This window comes from Bacillus sp. Xin1 (genome assembly GCF_013314535.1).
Taxonomy (GTDB): domain Bacteria; phylum Bacillota; class Bacilli; order Bacillales; family Bacillaceae_G; genus Bacillus_A.
On sequence record NZ_JABUAE010000001.1, the window covers coordinates 1 to 18,830 of the forward strand.

Consider the following 18,830-nt stretch of genomic DNA (forward strand, 5'->3'; position numbering starts at 1 on the left):
GAAAAGCAGAGAATTAATTTTCTCTGCTTTTTTGTTTTGATATTAAAATGAGAAACCTGCATTATCCTGGAATGGAGAATGAATCAGGCATAGACATCAGTTGATAGAAAGTAGCTCCTAGTATCCCTACCGTAAAAATAATCATTCCCATATTGCGAATACGAATCATTTGGTTACGTATTCCACTTATACCTGCTAACAAACCAGCTAACGCGAAAATAACCCAATACAGCACAGTTGGAATTGGAATAAGTTTTTCCATATCAATCCCCATTCCCCAGAAAACAAAAGGCATAGTGACAAATGAAAAACAAATCATCCCCATTGTAATAACAAATGGCTTTCGATACATAAGTCCTGCTATAACTAAATAGATGCCACCAACGATCCCACATGATACAAGTATGGGCATAAAGAAAATCCATAGAAAGCTTAACATTTACATATATTTATTCCTCCTGATTGATAAGTTATATTTTACAATACTAGGGCTATTTTGGATATTATTAAGGGTGAATTAGTTTTGTTCTAGTTAAAAGAGGTATCGCCACGTAGCGATACCTCTTTTTATGATAAAAATGCCAGTGTATTATTCATAATATGAAATAATATAGCTGGAATAATAGAATTTGTTCGTTTGCATAATATAGCCATCAATAGTCCCATAAGAAAAGTAACAACCATTACGCCAAGTGAGTATGTATGAGCGATCCCGAAAAGTAAACTTGTCCCAATTGCTGCAATCCAAAATGGAAAGCGTTCTGAGAAGAAGCGAAGGATGATACCCCGGAAAATAATTTCTTCGAAAATAGGAATGAAAATTGCAGATCCAATAATTAATAAAATTCGATATTGCTTTAGAACATCTAAGTTTAAAGCAGATGCTTGTTGCGTTGTTGCATCTGGAAATAGGTGTGTTAGGATTAGCGAATTTAAGGCGATGTTTATAGTGAAGAAAAGAATTAAGTATATGTAAGTACTCAATTTTTTAAGTGCTCTAAAATTGAAAGCGGATGACAATAAGTTTTTTGCTGGTTCATACTTATAAATGAACAATAATAAAACAAGTAATTGCAATAAAGTACTTGCAGTATTTCCTATGGATTCATACAAGGCGATTTGTTTTTTTTCCGTCAGGCCACTTGTATAAATTGTTACAGGGAGTGCGATGAATAATGTTAGAAGTCCTGTCCCAAAAAAGGCGAATAAGATAGAACCGATAAACTGTCCCCATGACATGGAATGTTTTTGAGTGTCTGTAAGCTGTATGGTTGGGGGCATGGATAGAACTCCTTCTGTATATTTTTATATATAATTATACATATTTAGTTTATAAATGTCACTTTCAAATATGACATATGGAAATGGTTTTGGAAGACTTTTTAAAATAATAAAAGAGGTATCACTCTGTAGTGATGCCTCTTTTTTATTGATAAATTCGTTCTTCTTTTTTATTAGATTTTGATTGCTGCACTTGTAATTCACACTCTACCATTCGATCTAATTGCTGAATGGCTTTGAGTGCCTTTTCATAAGAGATTGTTCGATAGTGATGTGCTCCGCCTGGCTCTTCATCTGCTTCGTCCGCCCACTTAATAATATTTTGTAGAGGGGTTCTTTCAATTGTTTGTTCTACTAGAAAAGAATCGGTATGCAGGAGAATAGCAACAGAAATTTCCTTTGCTTGCTTCGGGTGTTCTCCTAATCGGACCAATAATTTATGAGCTCTTTCCGCTCCTTTAATTGCATGAATATCATTCTTTTTATACAATTCATAGTCCCATTCTCCGCCTGTGTACCATGTATGATGTCCTATATCATGAAGAAAACCAGCCTTTGTTGCCGCATCGACTGAGGCGTGATGCTTTTTGGCTAAGTGAAACGCATGGTAAGCGACTGCAATCGCATGGACCATTCCAGAACGGTTGACATATTTTTGTGTAATATGATGTTTGAAAATTTGTTCAAGCGTAATACGGTGCATAAAACATTCACTCCTTTTATCTATTGATATATATAAAGAAAATCGATAGGTTTAAATGTATTTTGAACATTGTACTCCATCACGCTATGTTAGTAAAGTAGAAATGTTTAGGAGGAGAGAATTTTTTATGCATATAAAAATCACCCTAGCTCATGCCAAGGTGATTTTTAATTCTTCATTTTTTTAGCCCTTGCTCAAGTGTTTCTAACATCTCATGCTTTCCGTTTTCGTCGGCATTTTGCCAAATGACTTCAAATAAAACACCAAGCCCTGGAAGCATTTTTTCTTCACCGCTTTGAATTGCTTCTACAATTGTCTCTTGTAATTCGCCTTGTGTATTTCCTGCAACGTTTGCTAATACAGCGCCGCGTAGATTAAAGTTCATTACTTTCACCTCTTCTTCTGAATTGAAACTGACGTTAGTTTTTGTTCTTTTTTATGTAAATATGTATGAAAAATAGGCTATAATGAGAAGACAAGAAGAGAGGGAATACATATTATGAAAAACATTGATTCAGTACAAAATCCGCGCGTAAAGCAGTGGAAAAAGCTGCAGACGAAAAAAGAGCGCGATAAAAAAGGCCTATTCTTTGTAGAAGGATTCCACTTAGTCGAGGAAGCATTAAAGGCAGGGGGTGTCACAGAACTTATTGTCTCAGATCAGACAGATCTTCCAAAAGATTGGGCGGTTACGGATGTTGAAATGTATATTGTGCCGGAAGCAATTGTAAAAGTACTTCGTGAAACAGAAACGACGCAAGGTGTATTTGCTGTTTGTGAGAAGCGTGAGAAAGAAATCGCTCTTACAGATGGGAAATTTTTATTATTAGATGGCCTGCAAGATCCAGGAAATTTAGGGACAATTATTCGTACAGCTGATGCAGCTGGTATTCATGCCGTTGTGCTTGGAGAAGGATGCGTTGATGTTTATAATAGTAAAGTACTTCGTTCTACACAAGGTTCTATCTTCCACCTGCCGGTTGTAAAAGGAAACTTGGAAGAATGGGTAGATAAATTACAAGAAAAGAACGTTCCTGTATACGGAACAGCGCTTGAAAACGGAGTCCCATATGGTGAAGTAACGTCGACAGGAAGTTTTGCATTAATTGTAGGAAACGAAGGAAATGGTGTACGCCAAGAAATTCTTACAAAATGTAATCAAAACTTGTATATTCCGATTTACGGCGGGGCAGAATCGTTAAATGTTGCAGTTGCTGCAGGGATTTTAACGTATTATTTACAAAGCCCAGTTGCGAACAGGTAAAAAACTTCTTATAATAAGTTGAAGTACATGTTCATGATGAACATATAATAAAAGTAAAATAATGAAAAACGTTGATAGAGAAGAGTAGCTTGCAAAATCGCCATATAGGGAGAGAATGCCGTAGACTGAAAGCATTCTTATGGTAGACGGAAGTGAATTCACCTCTGGAGTTGGCGCCAGGACCATTGTATATGTAAAGGCGTTCCGGTCAAAGCTGACCGTTATAACGAATTGAGTGGGCAGACTTGTTCTGTCAATTTAGGGTGGTACCGCGAATTTACCTCGTCCCTTTTTTAGGGAGCGAGGTTTTTTTATTTTTAAAATTAGGAGGGTTCCAAATGGAAGCACGTTTAAAAGAGCTAAAGCAAAAAGCGTTAGAGCTGATTGAAGAAGCGAAAGAGCTAAAGGGCTTAAACGATGTACGCGTAGCGTATTTAGGGAAAAAAGGTCCAATTACAGAAGTATTACGCGGCATGGGGAAATTGTCTCCAGAAGAGCGTCCACGTATGGGAGCATTAGTAAATGAAGTACGTGAAGCAATTCAAACGCGTTTAGAAGAAAAAATTAACAATATCGAAAAAGCAGTAATCGAAGCAAAATTAGCTTCTGAAACAATTGATGTTACATTACCAGGTCGTCCTGTAGAAACAGGCTGCCATCATCCATTAACAGCTGTTGTTGAACAAATTGAAGATGTATTTATCGGTATGGGGTATGAAGTAGCTGAAGGAACAGAAGTAGAGAAAGACTACTATAACTTCGAAGCATTAAACTTACCAAAAGATCACCCAGCGCGTGATATGCAAGATACTTTCTACATTACAGAAGAAACATTATTACGTACACATACATCTTCTGTGCAAGCAAGAACAATGGAAAATAATAAAGAAAAAGGTCCAATTAAAATTATTTGCCCAGGTAAAGTGTATCGCCGTGATGATGACGATGCAACGCATTCACACCAGTTCATGCAAATTGAAGGTCTTGTCATCGACAAAAACATTCGCATGAGTGACTTAAAAGGTACACTGCAAGTATTCGTGAAGAAGATGTTCGGTGAAGACCGTGAAATTCGTCTTCGTCCAAGTTTCTTCCCGTTCACAGAGCCATCTGTAGAGATGGATATTTCTTGTATGATGTGTCACGGAAAAGGTTGCGGCACATGTAAAGGAACGGGCTGGATTGAAATTTTAGGTGCGGGTATGGTTCATCCGAACGTACTTGAAATGGCTGGCTATGATTCAAAAGAATATCAAGGTTTCGCATTCGGTATGGGTGCAGAGCGTATCGCAATGTTGAAATACGGCGTTGATGACATTCGTCATTTCTATACAAACGATGTACGTTTCTTACAACAATTCAAACGAGCGTAAGGGAAGGAGAGGATAAATATGTTCGTATCATATCGTTGGTTACAAGAGTATGTAGATATTAAAGATGTAACGGCACAAGAACTAGCAGATAAAATCACGAAAAGTGGTATTGAAGTAGAAGGCGTTGAAGTACTAAACAAAGGTGTAAAAGGTGTTGTTGTTGGTCACGTATTAGAATGTGAAAAACACCCGGAAGCTGATAAATTAAGTAAATGTCTGATTGACATCGGTGAAGAAGAACCAGTACAAATCATTTGCGGTGCTTCTAACATTGCAAAAGGTTTAAAAGTCCCTGTTGCAAAAGTTGGCGCTGTTCTTCCTGGTAACTTCAAAATTAAAAAAGCAAAACTACGCGGGGAAGCTTCTCACGGTATGGTTTGTGCACTTCAAGAACTTGGTATTGACGGGAAACTAGTTGCGAAAGAATATGCAGACGGTATCTTCATCTTCCCAAGTGATGCGGAAGTTGGTGCAGATGCGCTTGAAATTTTAAACTTACATGATGAAGTACTTGAACTTGGTTTAACACCAAACCGTGCTGACTGCTTAAATATGTTAGGCGTTGCGTATGAAGTAGCTGCTATTTATGGCCGTGAAGTAAAACTTCCAGCTGTAGAATTACAAGAAACAGCAGAAAAAACGTCTGACTACATTTCTGTAAGTGTAGAAGCAACTGAGCAAAACCCATTATACATTGCAAAAATGGTGAAGAATGTAAAAATCGGTCCATCACCAATGTGGATGCAAACGCGCCTTATGGCAGCTGGCATTCGTCCAATTAGCAACGTAGTGGATATTACAAACTACATTTTAATTGAATACGGTCAACCATTACATGCGTTTGACTACGATAAATTAGGTTCAAAAGAAATTGTTGTTCGTCTTGCAACAGAAGGTGAAAAAATTCAAACATTAGACGATCAAGAACGTACATTACAAGCGCATCACCTTGCGATTACAAATGGTACAAAAGCATTAGCTGTTGCTGGTGTAATGGGTGGAGCTGAATCTGAAGTTGATAATGATACAATAAACGTTCTAATCGAATCTGCATACTTCGAAGGTCAAACCGTGCGCCGCGCATCAAAAGACTTAGGTCTTCGCAGTGAATCAAGTGCACGTTTTGAAAAAGGAATCGACCCAACACGTACATTTGAAGCAATTCAACACGCAGCAGCTTTAATGGCGAAATATGCTGGTGGAGAAGCACTTGAAGGTGTAGTAGAAGTTGATAACTTGCAAGTACAAGAGCGTACAGTATCTGTTACAGCTGAAAAAGTAAACCGTGTATTAGGTACAGAAATCTCTGCAAGTGAAATGGGTACAATCTTCACAAACTTGAAGTTCCCATTCACAGAAGTAGAAGGAACATTCCATGTGAATGTACCAGCACGTCGCCCTGATATTACAATTGCAGAAGACTTAGTAGAAGAAGTAGGTCGTCTGTACGGATACGATCATATTCCAGTTACATTACCAACTGGTACAATGACGCGTGGTAAATTAACAGCGGCACAAACAAAACGCCGTAAAATACGTCGTTTCTTAGAAGGTGCTGGTTTATATGAAGCAATTACGTATTCATTAACAAGCGCTGATAAAGCGAAACAATATATGGTTGAGCCAAACGAAAAGGCGCCTGTAAATCTTGCACTTCCAATGAGTGAAGAGCGCAGCCAACTTCGTTTAAGCTTAGTACCACAATTACTAGAAGCAGTCGCATATAACAACGCTCGTAAAAACGACAGTGTTGCACTATATGAAGTAGGTTCTATCTTCTTACCAACAGCAGAAGGTGAACTTCCGAAAGAAGAACAACATCTTGCTGGTGTGATGACAGGTCTTGCACTTCACCATGCATGGCAAGGTGAGAAGAAAGTCGTTGACTTCTTCGTTGCAAAAGGTGTGTTAGAAGGATTATTCGACGTACTTGGCGTTGCAAGCAGCATCACATATGCTCCTGCAAAACGTGAAGGCATGCACCCAGGACGTACAGCTGATATTTTACTAGATGGAGAAGTAATTGGTTTCATCGGGCAATTACACCCAGAAGCGCAAAAACAATTAGATGTGAAAGATACATTCGTGTTTGAATTATCTCTTGTAAAAGTATTCAGTGCAGACGTAGAAGAAACTTACTACTCAGCAATTCCACGTTTCCCATCTATGACACGTGATATGGCAGTTGTAGTAGCAAAAGAAGTAAAAGCTGGCGAAATGAAGCAAGTAATTGCAGAAACAGGCGGAGAACTTCTAAAAGAAGTAACACTATTCGACTTATACGAAGGTGAAAAAATGGAAGAAGGCAAGAAATCACTTGCATTCTCTATGAACTACTTTGATCCAGAACGTACATTAACAGACGAAGAAGTAACAGAAGCACATAACCGTGTATTAACAGCGGTAGAAGAGAAATTTGGTGCGGAGTTACGTAAGTAAAAAAGCAGCCTTGTGGCTCATAGCCATCAAGTTAAGGTTAGGTATAATTTTCATCAAAAACAGCTACCCTTTCATGGAGTATCCATGAAAGGGTAGCTGTTTTTATGTCTTCAATGAATTTTACGGAAGAATTACAATTGTTAAGTCAGGAATTAAAGAATACATTTTCACTTTCATTTCTTGAATACGTTGTTTATATGCTTCCACGATACTAAATACAAAGGACTCGACAGCTTCAGGACCTTGATGGTAGACTTCTAAGATTTGTTCTCGGTTCATCTCCTTCACCTTCTAACCTTGATAATTCAAGTGTTAGCAGGAAAAAAGAAGGTAAATCTAAAAGATACAGAAAATAAGAAACCCTCAAATCAAGAGGATAGCTGAGTAGTTATATTTTTTTATTTGAATATCCCTACTTTTTTATTTTCCATGTTATGATAGATATGTTAATGAATTGAAGGGGTGGTTTTATGAAGTTTGGTAAAATGGGATTAGTGGTTGTGGCAAGTTTAAGTCTTTTCGCTTTATCTGCGTGTGGAAAATCTGCAAAAGAAACAGTTGTTTCTTCAACAGAAAGCATTTTAAATGCAAAACAAATGGAATCAAGCGGTTCAATTTCTTTTAAATTCGATTCTAATGCGAAAGATATGAAAATAGAAGATAAAGCAGCAATGGATATGTTAAAAAACATATCAATTACAGTTGATTCAAAAACAGATAAAGATGCAAAAAAAGACGAAGTAACAATTGGTGCAAATATTAAAACAGATGCAATGAAAATGGATATATCGATTCCAATGTTTATGGATGAAGGGAAAGAGGCTTTATATGTAAAAGCGAATAATGTAAAATCACTATTACAATTAGCTGGCGTTCCTGGTGATAGTTTCTCTACTCTAGAAGGAAAAGTTATCAAAATGGATATGAAAGATTTAGGAGAAGTAGATACAAAAGAATCTGCGAAAATCCAAGAGAAAGTACAAAAAGCGTTATTAGATGCAATCAAAGCGCTTCCTGAAGACAAATTTACAAAAGAAAAAGATGTATACACTGTAAAATTAACAGGTAAAGATTTAGAAACAGTGATTGAAAAGGTATTTGATGAAATTTCTACAATGAAAAACTTCACTGGAACAAAACAAGAAATTGCAGACTTTAAGAAAGAATTGAAAGATGCAAATCTTGATAAATCTTCTATTTCTTTAATTTATACAATGGATGGAAAAACAATTAAAAAACAGGATGCATTAATTCATATCGAAGCAAAAAATCCTGAAAACGAAAAAGAAACAATTAAATTTGATATGAATATTAATTCTGATATCAAATCTATCGATAAACCAATCAAATTCACATTCGATACTTCTGAAAAGAACATTGTTCCAATGGATGAGTTACAAAAAATGATTGGTGAATTTATGAATCAATCTATAAATGATAAAATGGATGGCGGGAAAGTAACTCCTGTTCAACCAGCTCCAACAGAACCTGCAGCATAAAAAAAGACCCCTTAAGGGGCATAGCTATCAAGTTAACAAAAATAAACCAGATGCTGAAAAGCATCTGGTTTATTTTTGTTGAGTGTATAGAACAAGTCGTAGTTAGTTTAAATGAACAATATGATTTTTTCATTGAGACATTAGAAAGAGAAGAATTATATGAATTTATCCCGCATTAACGGGCAGTAAGACCCCTACCTCAAAATTCAGCGAAAGCAAAGAAGTTAGGTGGGGGATCAACTGCCCGTAAAAGCCCGATTGGTTCAACTAATAATCAGTGGGGGATGAAGAAACCCCCCACTGATTAAAGTTTCACTTTATTGTAGAAACCGCATCTATAGCAGAATTGGAAGTAGAAGAAGATATAACCGCAGAATGGCGAGAGTGGTAAGTTTCATTTTATCAATAGGACAACTTGCATCTTTCCCTCGAATGTAGTACATTAATTTTAGTTTAACAAAATGAAAGACGATGATAGGGAAAAGTAGTATATACTATAATCCATAGCGAGTCAGGGACGGTGCGAGCCTGATGAGGCGGTATATGTGAAGAACACCTTGGAGTTGCTAACCGAAATTGAAGCTTGTATTCAAGAGTAGACTTAGACGGGAATCCGGCCTGTTACAAACCGGGAAGTATGTAAATACATACGAGTTAAAGTTGGTCTTTATGACAAATTGGGTGGTACCGCGAAGTTTAACCTTTCGTCCCTTTATGGATGAAAGGTTTTTTTGTATTTAAATATATCAGCAAAGGAGAATTTTACTATGGAAAACACATTAGTAAAAAGTCTGTATAGAGATACAGAAAAGTATGCAGATCAAACAGTACAAGTATCAGGTTGGATTCGTAACTTACGTGATTCAAAAGCATTCGGTTTCATCGAATTAAACGACGGTAGCTTCTTCAAAAGTGTTCAAATCGTTTTCGATACAGAATTAGATAACTTCAAAGAAATTGCAAAACTTCCACTTAGCTCTTCAGTTAAAGTAGAAGGTAAAGTAATTGCAACACCTGGAGCAAAGCAACCATTTGAAATTAAAGCAGAAAAAATTGATATCGAGGGCTTATCAGATTCTGATTACCCACTTCAAAAGAAACGTCACACGTTTGAATACTTACGTACAATCGCTCATTTACGCCCAAGAACAAATGCATTCTCAGCAACATTCCGTGTACGTTCTATCGCAGCATTTGCAATTCACCAGTTCTTCCAAGAGCGTGGTTTCGTACATGTTCACACACCAATCATCACTGGTAGTGATACAGAAGGTGCAGGCGAAATGTTCCGCGTAACAACGCAAGATTTAAACAACTTACCAAAAGGTGAAGACGGACAAGTTGACGAATCAAAAGACTTCTTCGGTAAAGAAACAAACTTAACAGTAAGTGGACAACTTAATGCTGAAGCTTATGCATTAGCGTTCCGTGATGTATACACATTCGGACCTACATTCCGTGCTGAAAACTCAAACACAACTCGCCACGCTGCTGAGTTCTGGATGGTTGAGCCTGAGATTGCATTCGCTGAGCTAGAAGATGTAATGGATCTTACAGAAGATATGCTGAAATATGCAATGAAATACGTACTAGAGCATGCACCAGAAGAAATGGAATTCTTCAACAGCTTTGTTGATAAAACAGTTCTTAAGCGCATGAACAACGTAATTAACTCTGACTTCGGTCGTATCACATACACAGAAGCAATTAAAGTGCTTCAAGAATCAGGTGCAGACTTCAAATATCCAGTAGAATGGGGTATTGACTTACAAACAGAGCATGAAAGATACTTATCAGAGGAAATTTTCAAACGCCCTGTATTTGTAACAGACTATCCAAAAGATATTAAAGCATTCTACATGCGTATGAACGATGATGGTAAAACAGTAGCTGCTACTGATCTTCTAGTTCCTGGCATCGGCGAATTAATCGGCGGAAGCCAACGTGAAGAAAGAATGGACGTTTTAGTAGACAGAATTAAAGAATTAGGCATGAATGAAGAAGACTACTGGTGGTACTTAGAACTTAGAAAATACGGCGGTACAAAACATGCTGGATTTGGTCTAGGTTTTGAACGTTTCCTAATGTACATCACTGGTATGGCAAACATCCGTGACGTAATTCCATTCCCAAGAACTCCAGGTTCTTCGGAGTTTTAAGATATGCAAAAAGAGAGAGGAAAATCCTCTCTCTTTTTTGTGCTGTATACTTTCTTATTTCTAAGTAAAAAGTAACAAAAAGGGGTGAATGAAATGGGTAAAAAAGTAAAAAAAGATCCTTCTAGAGCAAGCCTTGGTTCCTCGCAAGTTGAAGGGCAAGGAACTACAACGCACGAAACTGGATCCTTTAAAGTGCCTTCATCAAATAAGAGACAAAAGCGTAGTTAACCGTATAAAAAGAGTAGTCAAGATGACTACTCTTTTTATACGGTTTTATTTTTCTTATTTTCAATTTCTTTCACAATTTTATTGTAAAGGGATTCAATAGCTGCTCTTTTTTAGGTAAATATTCCTATCTCTGACTTATTATAAGTATTGTCATTTTGAAACCATTTTCTCAAGCTCTTTACAAAATTGTTCAAGTTTGTTAGGGTTATGAATCAATTCGTAAGCATCACAAGTACTAATATATTTGCGAACTCGAAATTTTAATAGAATAGATCTGCCGTACCGTTCTATTAATTCATTAAACTTTGGTTCTTCGTTTAATAATCGGATATTTTCTCTAATCCTGCTTTGTTTTTCATGTGGTTTACCTATTAAAACATTCAAAATCATTTGTAGTAATAACAAAGTAATCCCCTCTTTTGTATAGTTTTATAATGAGTGTGTAAAGAATTGAACTTTAATAAAATGAAATTTCTGTATATTTAAATTATAACAAAAAACAAGGCGAAAAGAAATACGGATTCTTTTCGCCTTGTTTAGTTCATTTATATATTGTCGATACTGAAAAATAACTATTTTTTCAATAAACGAAATGCTTTCTCTGTATTCGCAAAGTGAAGCTTCACAAACTCAGGAAGTCGTTCTTTCCCTAGTTTTTGAATTAACTTTGCTGCGGCAATATCAACTTGTTTGCCTGCTCCTTTTGGAAGCGGCATACCCGCCTTTTTGCTTAGTTCATCAAACTGTTTTACGAATGAATAACGAGCCAAGATGGAAGCGGCGGCTACTGCTAAGTGGACACTTTCGCCTTTCGTGGCGAAGTAAACATTTTCACGCTGTACTTCTTTTTGTTTTGCTAAGTATTTGTAATATGTATCAGGCTGCGTAAATTGGTCAATTAGGATGCCTTCTGGTTTTGTCGGCGCAATCTTTTTCAGTAAATTTGTAAGAGCCTTATTGTGTAAGAGCGCTTTTAGTTTCCCTTGATTGTTTCCTTTTTCGAACATTTCGTTATATTTTTCGTTATGCAAAACGAGAGAACTGTAAGGAACGACGTTAAGTAGTTGTTTTGCGATTTCGGCAATTTGTACATCATTTAAGTTTTTTGAGTCTTTTACACCAAGTTCTTTTAATAATGGAATTTGCTTTGCATCTACATATACAGCAACAACTGTCATTGGGCCGAAGTAATCTCCAGTTCCCACTTCATCAGATCCGGCTATAGACATTGTTCCAATAGAAGCAGGCGGAGCGTAGCGATGCGAATTTACTGTTTTCTTACCAAGAGATTTTGGTGCTTGAGAAACATCTTGCCAGCGTGCTGCTTCTTCCTGAGCACGAATACCTTGAAACATTACTTTACCGGATTTATAGGCTGTAATTGTGCAAGATGGGACTTTTGCCATAAAGACACCGCCTTGCGGAACTTTCGGGGCAATTGCTTGTTTGTACTTTTGTTTCATATCTTCAATTGTTGCAGGATTTGTTTGGATTACAATAGAATTTGACAAAGTAGTCGCTCCTTTTCTATATTGTTATTTTTATCATATCGGATTGTTCTTTCTGTTTCCATATTATGATGGTTCATGGTATGATAAACTTTAGGATTCTGTACGTGATTGGAGGCCGGTGAGTTGTCACAACAAAAGGGAAATAAAAGTCGAATTAATGTAGAAATCTATGGTCAACAATATTCAGTTGTTGGCGATGAAAGTACAAGTCATATCCGCATGGTAGCAGCAATTGTGGATGATAAAATGCGCGAACTTAATGCCAAGAATCCTTCGCTTGATACGAGTAGACTAGCGGTATTGACGGCGGTAAACGTCATACACGATTACATAAAATTAAAAGATGAACATGAAAAATTGAAAGAAAGTATGACAAAAAAAGGAATGGAATAACATGATTGATATTATTATCATTTTGTTGCTTGTTATGGGATTTTTCCTCGGTTTAAAAAGAGGATTTATCTTGCAACTTGTAAAGTTAACAAGCTTTATTATCGCATACCTTGTTGCATACTGGTACTGCAAAGATTTAGCCCCAGTGTTTGAGAGATTTATTCCGTATCCATTTGATAAGAACGTATCGGTTCCAGAATGGATTGATGCGAATAATATCGAAGCAGTATTTTATCAAGCAATTGCATTTATTGTATTATTTATTATTACAAAAATCGCACTTTCATTGCTTGGAAATCTGCTGAATATGTTTACAGAAATCCCGGTTTTAAAGCAAGTAAATGCGTTTGCTGGGGCACTTCTTGGCTTTTTGGAAGTGTATATTATTTTGTTTGTCTTAATTATTATTGGAACAATTCTTCCGATTGAACAAGTACAAACACCATTACAAAAATCATCAATTAGCAAAATCATTATAGACGATACACCGATTCTTTCTGAAAAGGTGAAGGAACTATGGCAGACTGGTAGCAGAGTATAACTTCTCTTTTTTCGGAAAGAGAAGTTTTTTCTATGAAAGAAAGGCGGGGTAAGAATGAAAGTGAATAAAAAACAAGTGATTAAATTACTGGAGACAATCGGCCTTTTTATGGAATTAAAGGGCGAAAATCCATTTAAAATATCAGCATTTCGTAAAGCGGCAGCAGCATTAGAAAGCGACGATCGTAGTCTTTCTGAAATTGAAGATTTTACAAAAATTCCGGGAATCGGAAAAGGAACAGCGGCTGTTATTCAAGAATATATCGAGGCTGGAACTTCAGAAGTATTAGAGGAGCTTGAAAAGGAAGTGCCAAGCAGCCTATTACCATTATTAAAATTACCAGGGCTTGGTGGAAAGAAAGTAGCGAAGTTATACAAAGAGCTTGGCGTTATTGATATAGAGACATTGCAAAAAGCGTGTGAAGAGAATAAAGTACAGGCACTTGCTGGATTTGGAAAGAAGACAGAAGAGAAAATATTAGAAGCAATTGCTCAAGTTGGGTCTCGTCCAGAGCGTTTACCAATCGCAATGGTTCTGCCTATTGCCGGGGAAATAGAAGAGAAATTGTCGAATATCCAGGAAATTATTCGATTCTCGCGCGCTGGTAGCTTGCGCCGCGTTCGTGAAACAGTGAAAGATTTAGATTTCATTATTGCAACGGAAGATCCAGCAGCAGTACGTGAACGTTTATTGCAGTTTGAGAATATGATTGAAGTGATTGCAAGCGGTGATACAAAAGTATCGGTTCGCCTTCAATATGAATATGACATTTCAATTGACTTCCGTCTTGTGAAACCTGAAGAATTTATTACAACACTTCATCATTTCACAGGTTCAAAAGATCATAACGTAAGAATGCGCCAAATTGCAAAAGATAAAGGCGAGAAGATTAGTGAATACGGTGTGGAAAATTTAGAAACAGGTGAAGTGAAAACATTTGAAACAGAAGAGGCATTCTTTGCTCATTTTGGCCTGCCGTTTATTCCGCCAGAAGTACGTGAAGATGGAAAAGAGATTGAGTTAATTCAAGAATATCCGAATTTAATTCAGTTCTCTGATATACAAGGTGATTTACATATGCATACAACATGGAGTGACGGTGCTTTTTCGATTGAAGAAATGGTACAAGCATGCCGCGCTCGTGGGTATAAATTTATGGCAATTACCGACCATTCACAATACTTGAAAGTGGCAAATGGTTTAACGAAAGGACGTCTTCGTGAACAAGGAAAAGAAATTGAGCGTATTAACGAAAAATACCCAGATATCACAATTTTACACGGAATCGAAATGGACATTTTACCAGATGCAACGCTAGATTTTGATGATGAGGTATTAGTGGAACTGGATTATGTCATTGGTGCAATTCATTCTAGTTTCTCACAAGATCGTGAAACAATTATGAAACGTTTGCGCACAGCGATTGAAAATAAGCATGTTACAATGATTGCTCACCCAACAGGTCGTCTTCTTGGGCGCCGCGAAGGGTACGATGTAGATACAGATTTACTGATTGAACTAGCAAAAGAAACGGATACAGTTTTAGAATTAAATGCGAATCCGAACCGTTTAGATTTAAGCGCAAAGCTATTAAAACAAGCACAAGATGCTGGTGTAAAAGTAGCAATTAATACGGATGCCCACACACTTGAAATGCTAGAAGATATGGAGACAGGTGTAGCGGCAGCGCGTAAAGGTTGGATTCAAAAAGATACCGTAATTAATACATGGGATATTGAACGTTTATTAGACTATATTAAACGGAATAAGTAACACAAGGGGGACGTGCAACTATGTTAGAACGAACGTTGCGTGTATTAGAATATAACAAAGTAAAAGAACAATTGCTTGAGCATGTTGCATCTTCGCTTGGTCGTGATAAAGTGAAGAGCCTTATGCCAAGTACAGATTTTGAAGAAATTGTAGAAATGCAAGAAACAACGGATGAAGCAGCAAAAGTCATTCGTTTAAAAGGGCATGTGCCACTCGGCGGAATTTTTGATATTCGTCCGAATGTAAAACGTGCAAAAATTGGAAGTATGTTAAGCCCGCATGAACTTCTTGATATCGCAAGTACAATGTATGGTAGTCGTCAAATGAAGCGATTTATTGAAGATATGATTGATAATGGCGTAGAGTTACCAATCTTAGAAACACATGTGGCACAAATCGTATCTTTATATGATTTAGAAAAGAAAATTACAAGCTGCATTGGCGATGGTGGCGAAGTACTTGATAGCGCGAGTGATAAACTGCGCGGCATTCGTAACCAAATCCGCACTGCAGAAAGTCGCATTCGTGAAAAACTTGAAAATATGACGAGATCTTCTAATGCGCAAAAGATGTTATCAGATGCAATTGTGACAATCCGTAACGATCGCTATGTAATTCCTGTAAAACAGGAATACCGCGGTGTATATGGTGGTATTGTTCATGATCAATCAGCGTCTGGGCAAACGTTATTTATTGAGCCACAAGTCATTGTAGAACTAAATAACGCGTTGCAAGAAGCTCGTGTGAAAGAAAAACAAGAAGTAGAACGTATCTTAATGATGTTAACAGAAGAAGTAGCAGTCGAAGCGGATATTGTGTTAGCAAACGTAGAGGTTATCGCAAACCTTGACTTTATTTTCGCAAAAGCATTTTATGCAAAGCGTATTAAAGCAACGAAACCAATTGTAAATAATGAGCGATATATGGATTTACGACAAGCACGTCATCCGCTGATTGATCCGGAAATTATTGTGCCAAACGATATTATGCTTGGTAAAGACTTCACAACAATTGTTATTACAGGCCCGAATACAGGTGGTAAGACAGTTACATTAAAAACAGTCGGCATCTGTGTATTAATGGCGCAATCTGGTCTTCATATTCCAGTAATGGATGAATCAGAGATTTGTGTGTTTAAAAATATCTTTGCTGATATCGGTGATGAACAATCGATTGAACAAAGTTTAAGTACGTTCTCCTCACATATGGTGAACATTGTAGATATTTTAGAAAAAGCTGATTTTGAAAGCTTAGTATTATTTGATGAATTAGGTGCTGGAACAGACCCTCAAGAAGGGGCAGCCCTTGCGATTTCAATTTTAGATGAAGTATATAACCGCGGAGCACGCGTTGTTGCAACGACGCATTATCCAGAGCTAAAAGCATATGGTTACAATCGTGAGCAAGTTATTAATGCGAGTGTGGAGTTTGATGTAAACACATTAAGTCCAACTTATAAGTTATTAATCGGTGTACCAGGACGCAGTAACGCTTTTGAAATTTCAAAACGCCTTGGTTTATCTGATCGCGTAATTGACCGTGCTCGTAATCATATTAGTACCGATACAAATAAAATTGAAAATATGATTGCAAAATTGGAAGAAAGTCAAAAAAATGCAGAGCGCGAATGGAACGAAGCAGAAGAACATCGAAAACAATCTGAAAAACTGCATCGTGAATTACAGCGTCAAATTATTGAATTTAACGATGAGCGTGATGAAAGATTACTAAAAGCGCAAAAAGAGGGCGAAGAAAAAGTAGAAGCTGCGAAAAAAGAAGCAGAAGGAATCATTCATGAACTTCGTCAATTGCGTAAAGCGCAGCTTGCAAATGTGAAAGATCATGAGTTAATTGAAGCGAAAAGCCGTCTAGAAGGGGCAGCGCCAGAACTTGTGAAAAAACAAAAAGTAAAAGTGAAAAATACAGCGCCAAAACAACAATTACAAGCTGGCGATGAAGTGAAAGTATTGACGTTCGGTCAAAAAGGCCAGTTGTTGAAAAAAGTAAGCGAGAATGAATGGAATGTCCAAATTGGTATTCTAAAAATGAAAGTAAAAGAATCTGATATGGAATACATTAACTCGCCACAACCGGTTGAGAAAAAAGCAGTTGCGACTGTTAAGGGAAGAGATTATCATGTTTCCTTAGAACTTGATCTTCGCGGTGAGCGCTTTGAAAATGCGATGATGCGTGTAGAAAAGTATTTAGACGATGCACAGCTTGCAAACTATCCGCGCGTATCGATTATTCACGGAAAAGGAACAGGAGCACTTCGCCAAGGTGTACAAGATTACTTGAAAAAACATCGCGGCGTGAAAAACTTCCGCTACGGTGATATGGGCGAGGGAGGCCTCGGCGTAACAGTTGTCGAATTAAAATAGCACAAAACCAAGCAAAAGGGGTAAACCATTATGTTTATGGACAAACTTGCAAAAGTATTGTTAGCTTGTTGCGGCATATTTTTTGTCATTGGGATTATTTATTTAGTGGTTTTTGCGAAGTAAGAGAGCGTCAATCTCAGTATGATTTATACCGCCTGAGATTGACGCTTTTTCTTTTTGGATAATCTATAGAAAAAGGAATAGACGATGAAAATTAACCAATTTATAAGCGAAACATTATCCTGCTCAAGACGAGAAACAGATCGCCTCATTAAAGCAGGACGCGTGGCAATTAACAGTGAAATTTGTACACATGGCATGATTGTTACGACGGATGATATTGTATCGATTGATGGTAAAGCGATTGAAAAAGAGGATAAAGAAAAAATCTATATTGCCTTCCATAAACCTGTTGGGATTACTTGTACGGCTGCGGAACATATTGAAGGAAACATTATTGATTACATTAAGCACCCGGAGAGAATCTTTCCTGTTGGTCGTTTAGATAAAGCGTCGGAAGGTTTAATTTTGTTAACGAACGATGGAGCGATTGCCAATCAAATTTTACACGGAGATCATGATCACGAAAAAGAATATATTGTAACAGTTGATAAGCCTTTTACAGATTGGTTTATTGACAGTATGTCTCATGGCGTGAAGATTAAAGACGGGATGACGAAGCCATGTAAAGTAACGCGAGTAGATGGTTCTACATTCCGAATTGTGTTAACGCAAGGAATGAATCGGCAAATTCGCCGAATGAGTAGGGCGTTTGGATATACGGTAACGAAGCTACAACGGGTACGAATTATGAATATTAAGCTTGATGGATTAGAAGTTGGAAAGTGGCGAAATGTCACAGAGCAAGAGTTACAAGAACTAGTGCGGCAGTTATAGGGAGAGAAGGAGCTAGTCCTTTTTCTCCTTTTTATTTTTGTCAGAAAAAATATAACTATTGATTTTTTTGAAAATAGCCCATATAATAAAAAACAACAAGATTCGACAATATATTTTGAAAAAGTAATGATGAGGACATGAGTTATTTTTTACGATTTTCAGAGAGGGAAGCCTTAGGCTGTGAGCTTCCTAATACGAAAAGGTACACTTACCACCTCTAAACTTCAAGAGTGAACTGCATGACGCATTGTAATTCTTGGCGGATAAAACCGTTATCAATTTACACGAGCTATAAAATGAGTTTATTTTGTTATACATTCATTTTATTAGAATAAGGGTGGAACCACGATTTCAACACTCGTCCCTTTGTTAGGGACGGGTGTTTTTT

18 protein-coding genes and 3 other annotated features are annotated in these 18,830 nt (G+C 37.1%); of the genes, 11 read left to right on the plus strand and 7 right to left on the minus strand.

Annotated features, from left to right (window positions below; genetic code table 11):
- Positions 1–61 precede the first annotated feature (61 nt).
- The 4 genes from HRG09_RS00005 to sspI form a co-directional block, all read right to left on the minus strand.
- Complete coding sequence (locus HRG09_RS00005; RefSeq protein ID WP_174098774.1) at positions 62–439, minus strand: ammonia permease; 378 nt, start codon at positions 437–439, stop codon at positions 62–64.
- 128 nt (positions 440–567) lie between these two features.
- Positions 568–1,281, minus strand: a complete 714-nt coding sequence (locus HRG09_RS00010; protein ID WP_174098775.1) for a CPBP family intramembrane glutamic endopeptidase — start codon at positions 1,279–1,281, stop codon at positions 568–570.
- A gap of 145 nt (positions 1,282–1,426) precedes the next feature.
- On the minus strand, positions 1,427–1,984 hold the full coding sequence (locus HRG09_RS00015; protein WP_174098776.1) for an HD domain-containing protein: 558 nt from the start codon (positions 1,982–1,984) through the stop codon (positions 1,427–1,429).
- A 175-nt stretch (positions 1,985–2,159) separates the two neighbouring features.
- Positions 2,160–2,369 (minus strand): small acid-soluble spore protein SspI, encoded by a 210-nt coding sequence (gene sspI / locus HRG09_RS00020; RefSeq protein ID WP_017153966.1) that lies wholly within the window; start codon positions 2,367–2,369, stop codon positions 2,160–2,162.
- A 114-nt stretch (positions 2,370–2,483) separates the two neighbouring features.
- On the opposite strand from sspI, the gene HRG09_RS00025 reads away from it, so the two are divergent.
- The 3 genes from HRG09_RS00025 to pheT all read left to right on the plus strand — a co-directional run bounded on the left by HRG09_RS00025 (position 2,484) and on the right by pheT (position 7,060).
- Positions 2,484–3,248 carry a TrmH family RNA methyltransferase gene (locus HRG09_RS00025; protein ID WP_174098777.1) on the plus strand — a complete coding sequence of 255 codons (765 nt, stop codon included), beginning with the start codon at positions 2,484–2,486 and terminating at the stop codon, positions 3,246–3,248.
- 62 nt (positions 3,249–3,310) lie between these two features.
- Positions 3,311–3,541 (plus strand) — a binding site (T-box leader).
- Between the two features lie 45 nt (positions 3,542–3,586).
- Complete coding sequence (gene pheS, locus HRG09_RS00030; RefSeq protein WP_174098778.1) at positions 3,587–4,621, plus strand: phenylalanine--tRNA ligase subunit alpha; 1,035 nt, start codon at positions 3,587–3,589, stop codon at positions 4,619–4,621.
- 18 nt (positions 4,622–4,639) lie between these two features.
- Positions 4,640–7,060 carry a phenylalanine--tRNA ligase subunit beta gene (pheT, locus tag HRG09_RS00035; protein ID WP_174098779.1) on the plus strand — a complete coding sequence of 807 codons (2,421 nt, stop codon included), beginning with the start codon at positions 4,640–4,642 and terminating at the stop codon, positions 7,058–7,060.
- A 120-nt stretch (positions 7,061–7,180) separates the two neighbouring features.
- Here pheT and HRG09_RS00040 read toward each other — a convergent pair whose 3' ends face one another.
- A complete protein-coding gene (locus HRG09_RS00040; RefSeq protein WP_174098780.1) occupies positions 7,181–7,339 on the minus strand; it encodes a hypothetical protein in 159 nt (52 codons plus the stop codon).
- Between the two features lie 191 nt (positions 7,340–7,530).
- Here HRG09_RS00040 and HRG09_RS00045 point away from each other — a divergent pair, with 191 nt between their 5' ends.
- The 3 genes from HRG09_RS00045 (at position 7,531) to HRG09_RS00055 (ending at position 10,946) form a co-directional block, all read left to right on the plus strand.
- Entirely contained in the window at positions 7,531–8,559 is a 1,029-nt protein-coding gene (locus HRG09_RS00045) for a hypothetical protein (protein ID WP_174098781.1), read from the plus strand.
- A 462-nt stretch (positions 8,560–9,021) separates the two neighbouring features.
- Positions 9,022–9,274, plus strand: a binding site (T-box leader).
- A 52-nt stretch (positions 9,275–9,326) separates the two neighbouring features.
- Positions 9,327–10,718 carry an asparagine--tRNA ligase gene (gene asnS / locus HRG09_RS00050; protein ID WP_174098782.1) on the plus strand — a complete coding sequence of 464 codons (1,392 nt, stop codon included), beginning with the start codon at positions 9,327–9,329 and terminating at the stop codon, positions 10,716–10,718.
- Between the two features lie 93 nt (positions 10,719–10,811).
- Positions 10,812–10,946: a YuzL family protein gene (locus HRG09_RS00055; protein ID WP_174098783.1), complete on the plus strand. Its 135-nt coding sequence runs from the start codon at positions 10,812–10,814 to the stop codon at positions 10,944–10,946.
- Positions 10,947–11,096: 150 nt separating this feature from the next.
- Here HRG09_RS00055 and HRG09_RS00060 read toward each other — a convergent pair whose 3' ends face one another.
- Together HRG09_RS00060 and rnhC are read right to left on the minus strand one after the other, a co-directional pair.
- Positions 11,097–11,351 carry a hypothetical protein gene (locus tag HRG09_RS00060; protein WP_174098784.1) on the minus strand — a complete coding sequence of 85 codons (255 nt, stop codon included), beginning with the start codon at positions 11,349–11,351 and terminating at the stop codon, positions 11,097–11,099.
- Positions 11,352–11,518: 167 nt separating this feature from the next.
- Entirely contained in the window at positions 11,519–12,457 is a 939-nt protein-coding gene (gene rnhC / locus HRG09_RS00065) for a ribonuclease HIII (RefSeq protein WP_174098785.1), read from the minus strand.
- A 123-nt stretch (positions 12,458–12,580) separates the two neighbouring features.
- Between rnhC and zapA the strand changes: the two genes are divergently transcribed.
- The 5 genes from zapA to HRG09_RS00090 all read left to right on the plus strand — a co-directional run bounded on the left by zapA (position 12,581) and on the right by HRG09_RS00090 (position 18,442).
- Entirely contained in the window at positions 12,581–12,850 is a 270-nt protein-coding gene (gene zapA, locus HRG09_RS00070) for a cell division protein ZapA (RefSeq protein WP_000082702.1), read from the plus strand.
- 1 nt (position 12,851) lies between these two features.
- Positions 12,852–13,391: a CvpA family protein gene (locus HRG09_RS00075; protein ID WP_174098786.1), complete on the plus strand. Its 540-nt coding sequence runs from the start codon at positions 12,852–12,854 to the stop codon at positions 13,389–13,391.
- Positions 13,392–13,445: 54 nt separating this feature from the next.
- A complete protein-coding gene (gene polX / locus HRG09_RS00080; protein ID WP_174098787.1) occupies positions 13,446–15,164 on the plus strand; it encodes a DNA polymerase/3'-5' exonuclease PolX in 1,719 nt (572 codons plus the stop codon).
- 20 nt (positions 15,165–15,184) lie between these two features.
- Positions 15,185–17,545, plus strand: coding sequence for an endonuclease MutS2 (locus tag HRG09_RS00085; protein WP_174098788.1), 2,361 nt, complete (start codon positions 15,185–15,187; stop codon positions 17,543–17,545).
- Between the two features lie 207 nt (positions 17,546–17,752).
- Complete coding sequence (locus HRG09_RS00090; protein WP_174098789.1) at positions 17,753–18,442, plus strand: 23S rRNA pseudouridine(2604) synthase RluF; 690 nt, start codon at positions 17,753–17,755, stop codon at positions 18,440–18,442.
- 117 nt (positions 18,443–18,559) lie between these two features.
- Positions 18,560–18,811, plus strand: a binding site (T-box leader).
- Positions 18,812–18,830: the final 19 nt, after the last annotated feature.

Excerpts from the sequence above, each read along its gene's own strand:
- HRG09_RS00015 (WP_174098776.1), bottom strand. The coding sequence starts at position 1,984 with ATGCACCGTATTACGCTTGAACAAATTTTCAAACATCATATTACACAA.
- HRG09_RS00025 (WP_174098777.1), top strand. The coding sequence starts at position 2,484 with ATGAAAAACATTGATTCAGTACAAAATCCGCGCGTAAAGCAGTGGAAA.
- HRG09_RS00010 (WP_174098775.1), bottom strand. The coding sequence starts at position 1,281 with ATGCCCCCAACCATACAGCTTACAGACACTCAAAAACATTCCATGTCA.
- polX (WP_174098787.1), top strand. The coding sequence starts at position 13,446 with ATGAAAGTGAATAAAAAACAAGTGATTAAATTACTGGAGACAATCGGC.
- HRG09_RS00090 (WP_174098789.1), top strand. The coding sequence starts at position 17,753 with ATGAAAATTAACCAATTTATAAGCGAAACATTATCCTGCTCAAGACGA.
- HRG09_RS00005 (WP_174098774.1), bottom strand. The coding sequence starts at position 439 with ATGTTAAGCTTTCTATGGATTTTCTTTATGCCCATACTTGTATCATGT.
- HRG09_RS00075 (WP_174098786.1), top strand. The coding sequence starts at position 12,852 with ATGATTGATATTATTATCATTTTGTTGCTTGTTATGGGATTTTTCCTC.
- HRG09_RS00040 (WP_174098780.1), bottom strand. The coding sequence starts at position 7,339 with ATGAACCGAGAACAAATCTTAGAAGTCTACCATCAAGGTCCTGAAGCT.
- asnS (WP_174098782.1), top strand. The coding sequence starts at position 9,327 with ATGGAAAACACATTAGTAAAAAGTCTGTATAGAGATACAGAAAAGTAT.
- sspI (WP_017153966.1), bottom strand. The coding sequence starts at position 2,369 with ATGAACTTTAATCTACGCGGCGCTGTATTAGCAAACGTTGCAGGAAAT.
- HRG09_RS00045 (WP_174098781.1), top strand. The coding sequence starts at position 7,531 with ATGAAGTTTGGTAAAATGGGATTAGTGGTTGTGGCAAGTTTAAGTCTT.
- pheT (WP_174098779.1), top strand. The coding sequence starts at position 4,640 with ATGTTCGTATCATATCGTTGGTTACAAGAGTATGTAGATATTAAAGAT.
- HRG09_RS00085 (WP_174098788.1), top strand. The coding sequence starts at position 15,185 with ATGTTAGAACGAACGTTGCGTGTATTAGAATATAACAAAGTAAAAGAA.
- pheS (WP_174098778.1), top strand. The coding sequence starts at position 3,587 with ATGGAAGCACGTTTAAAAGAGCTAAAGCAAAAAGCGTTAGAGCTGATT.
- HRG09_RS00055 (WP_174098783.1), top strand. The coding sequence starts at position 10,812 with ATGGGTAAAAAAGTAAAAAAAGATCCTTCTAGAGCAAGCCTTGGTTCC.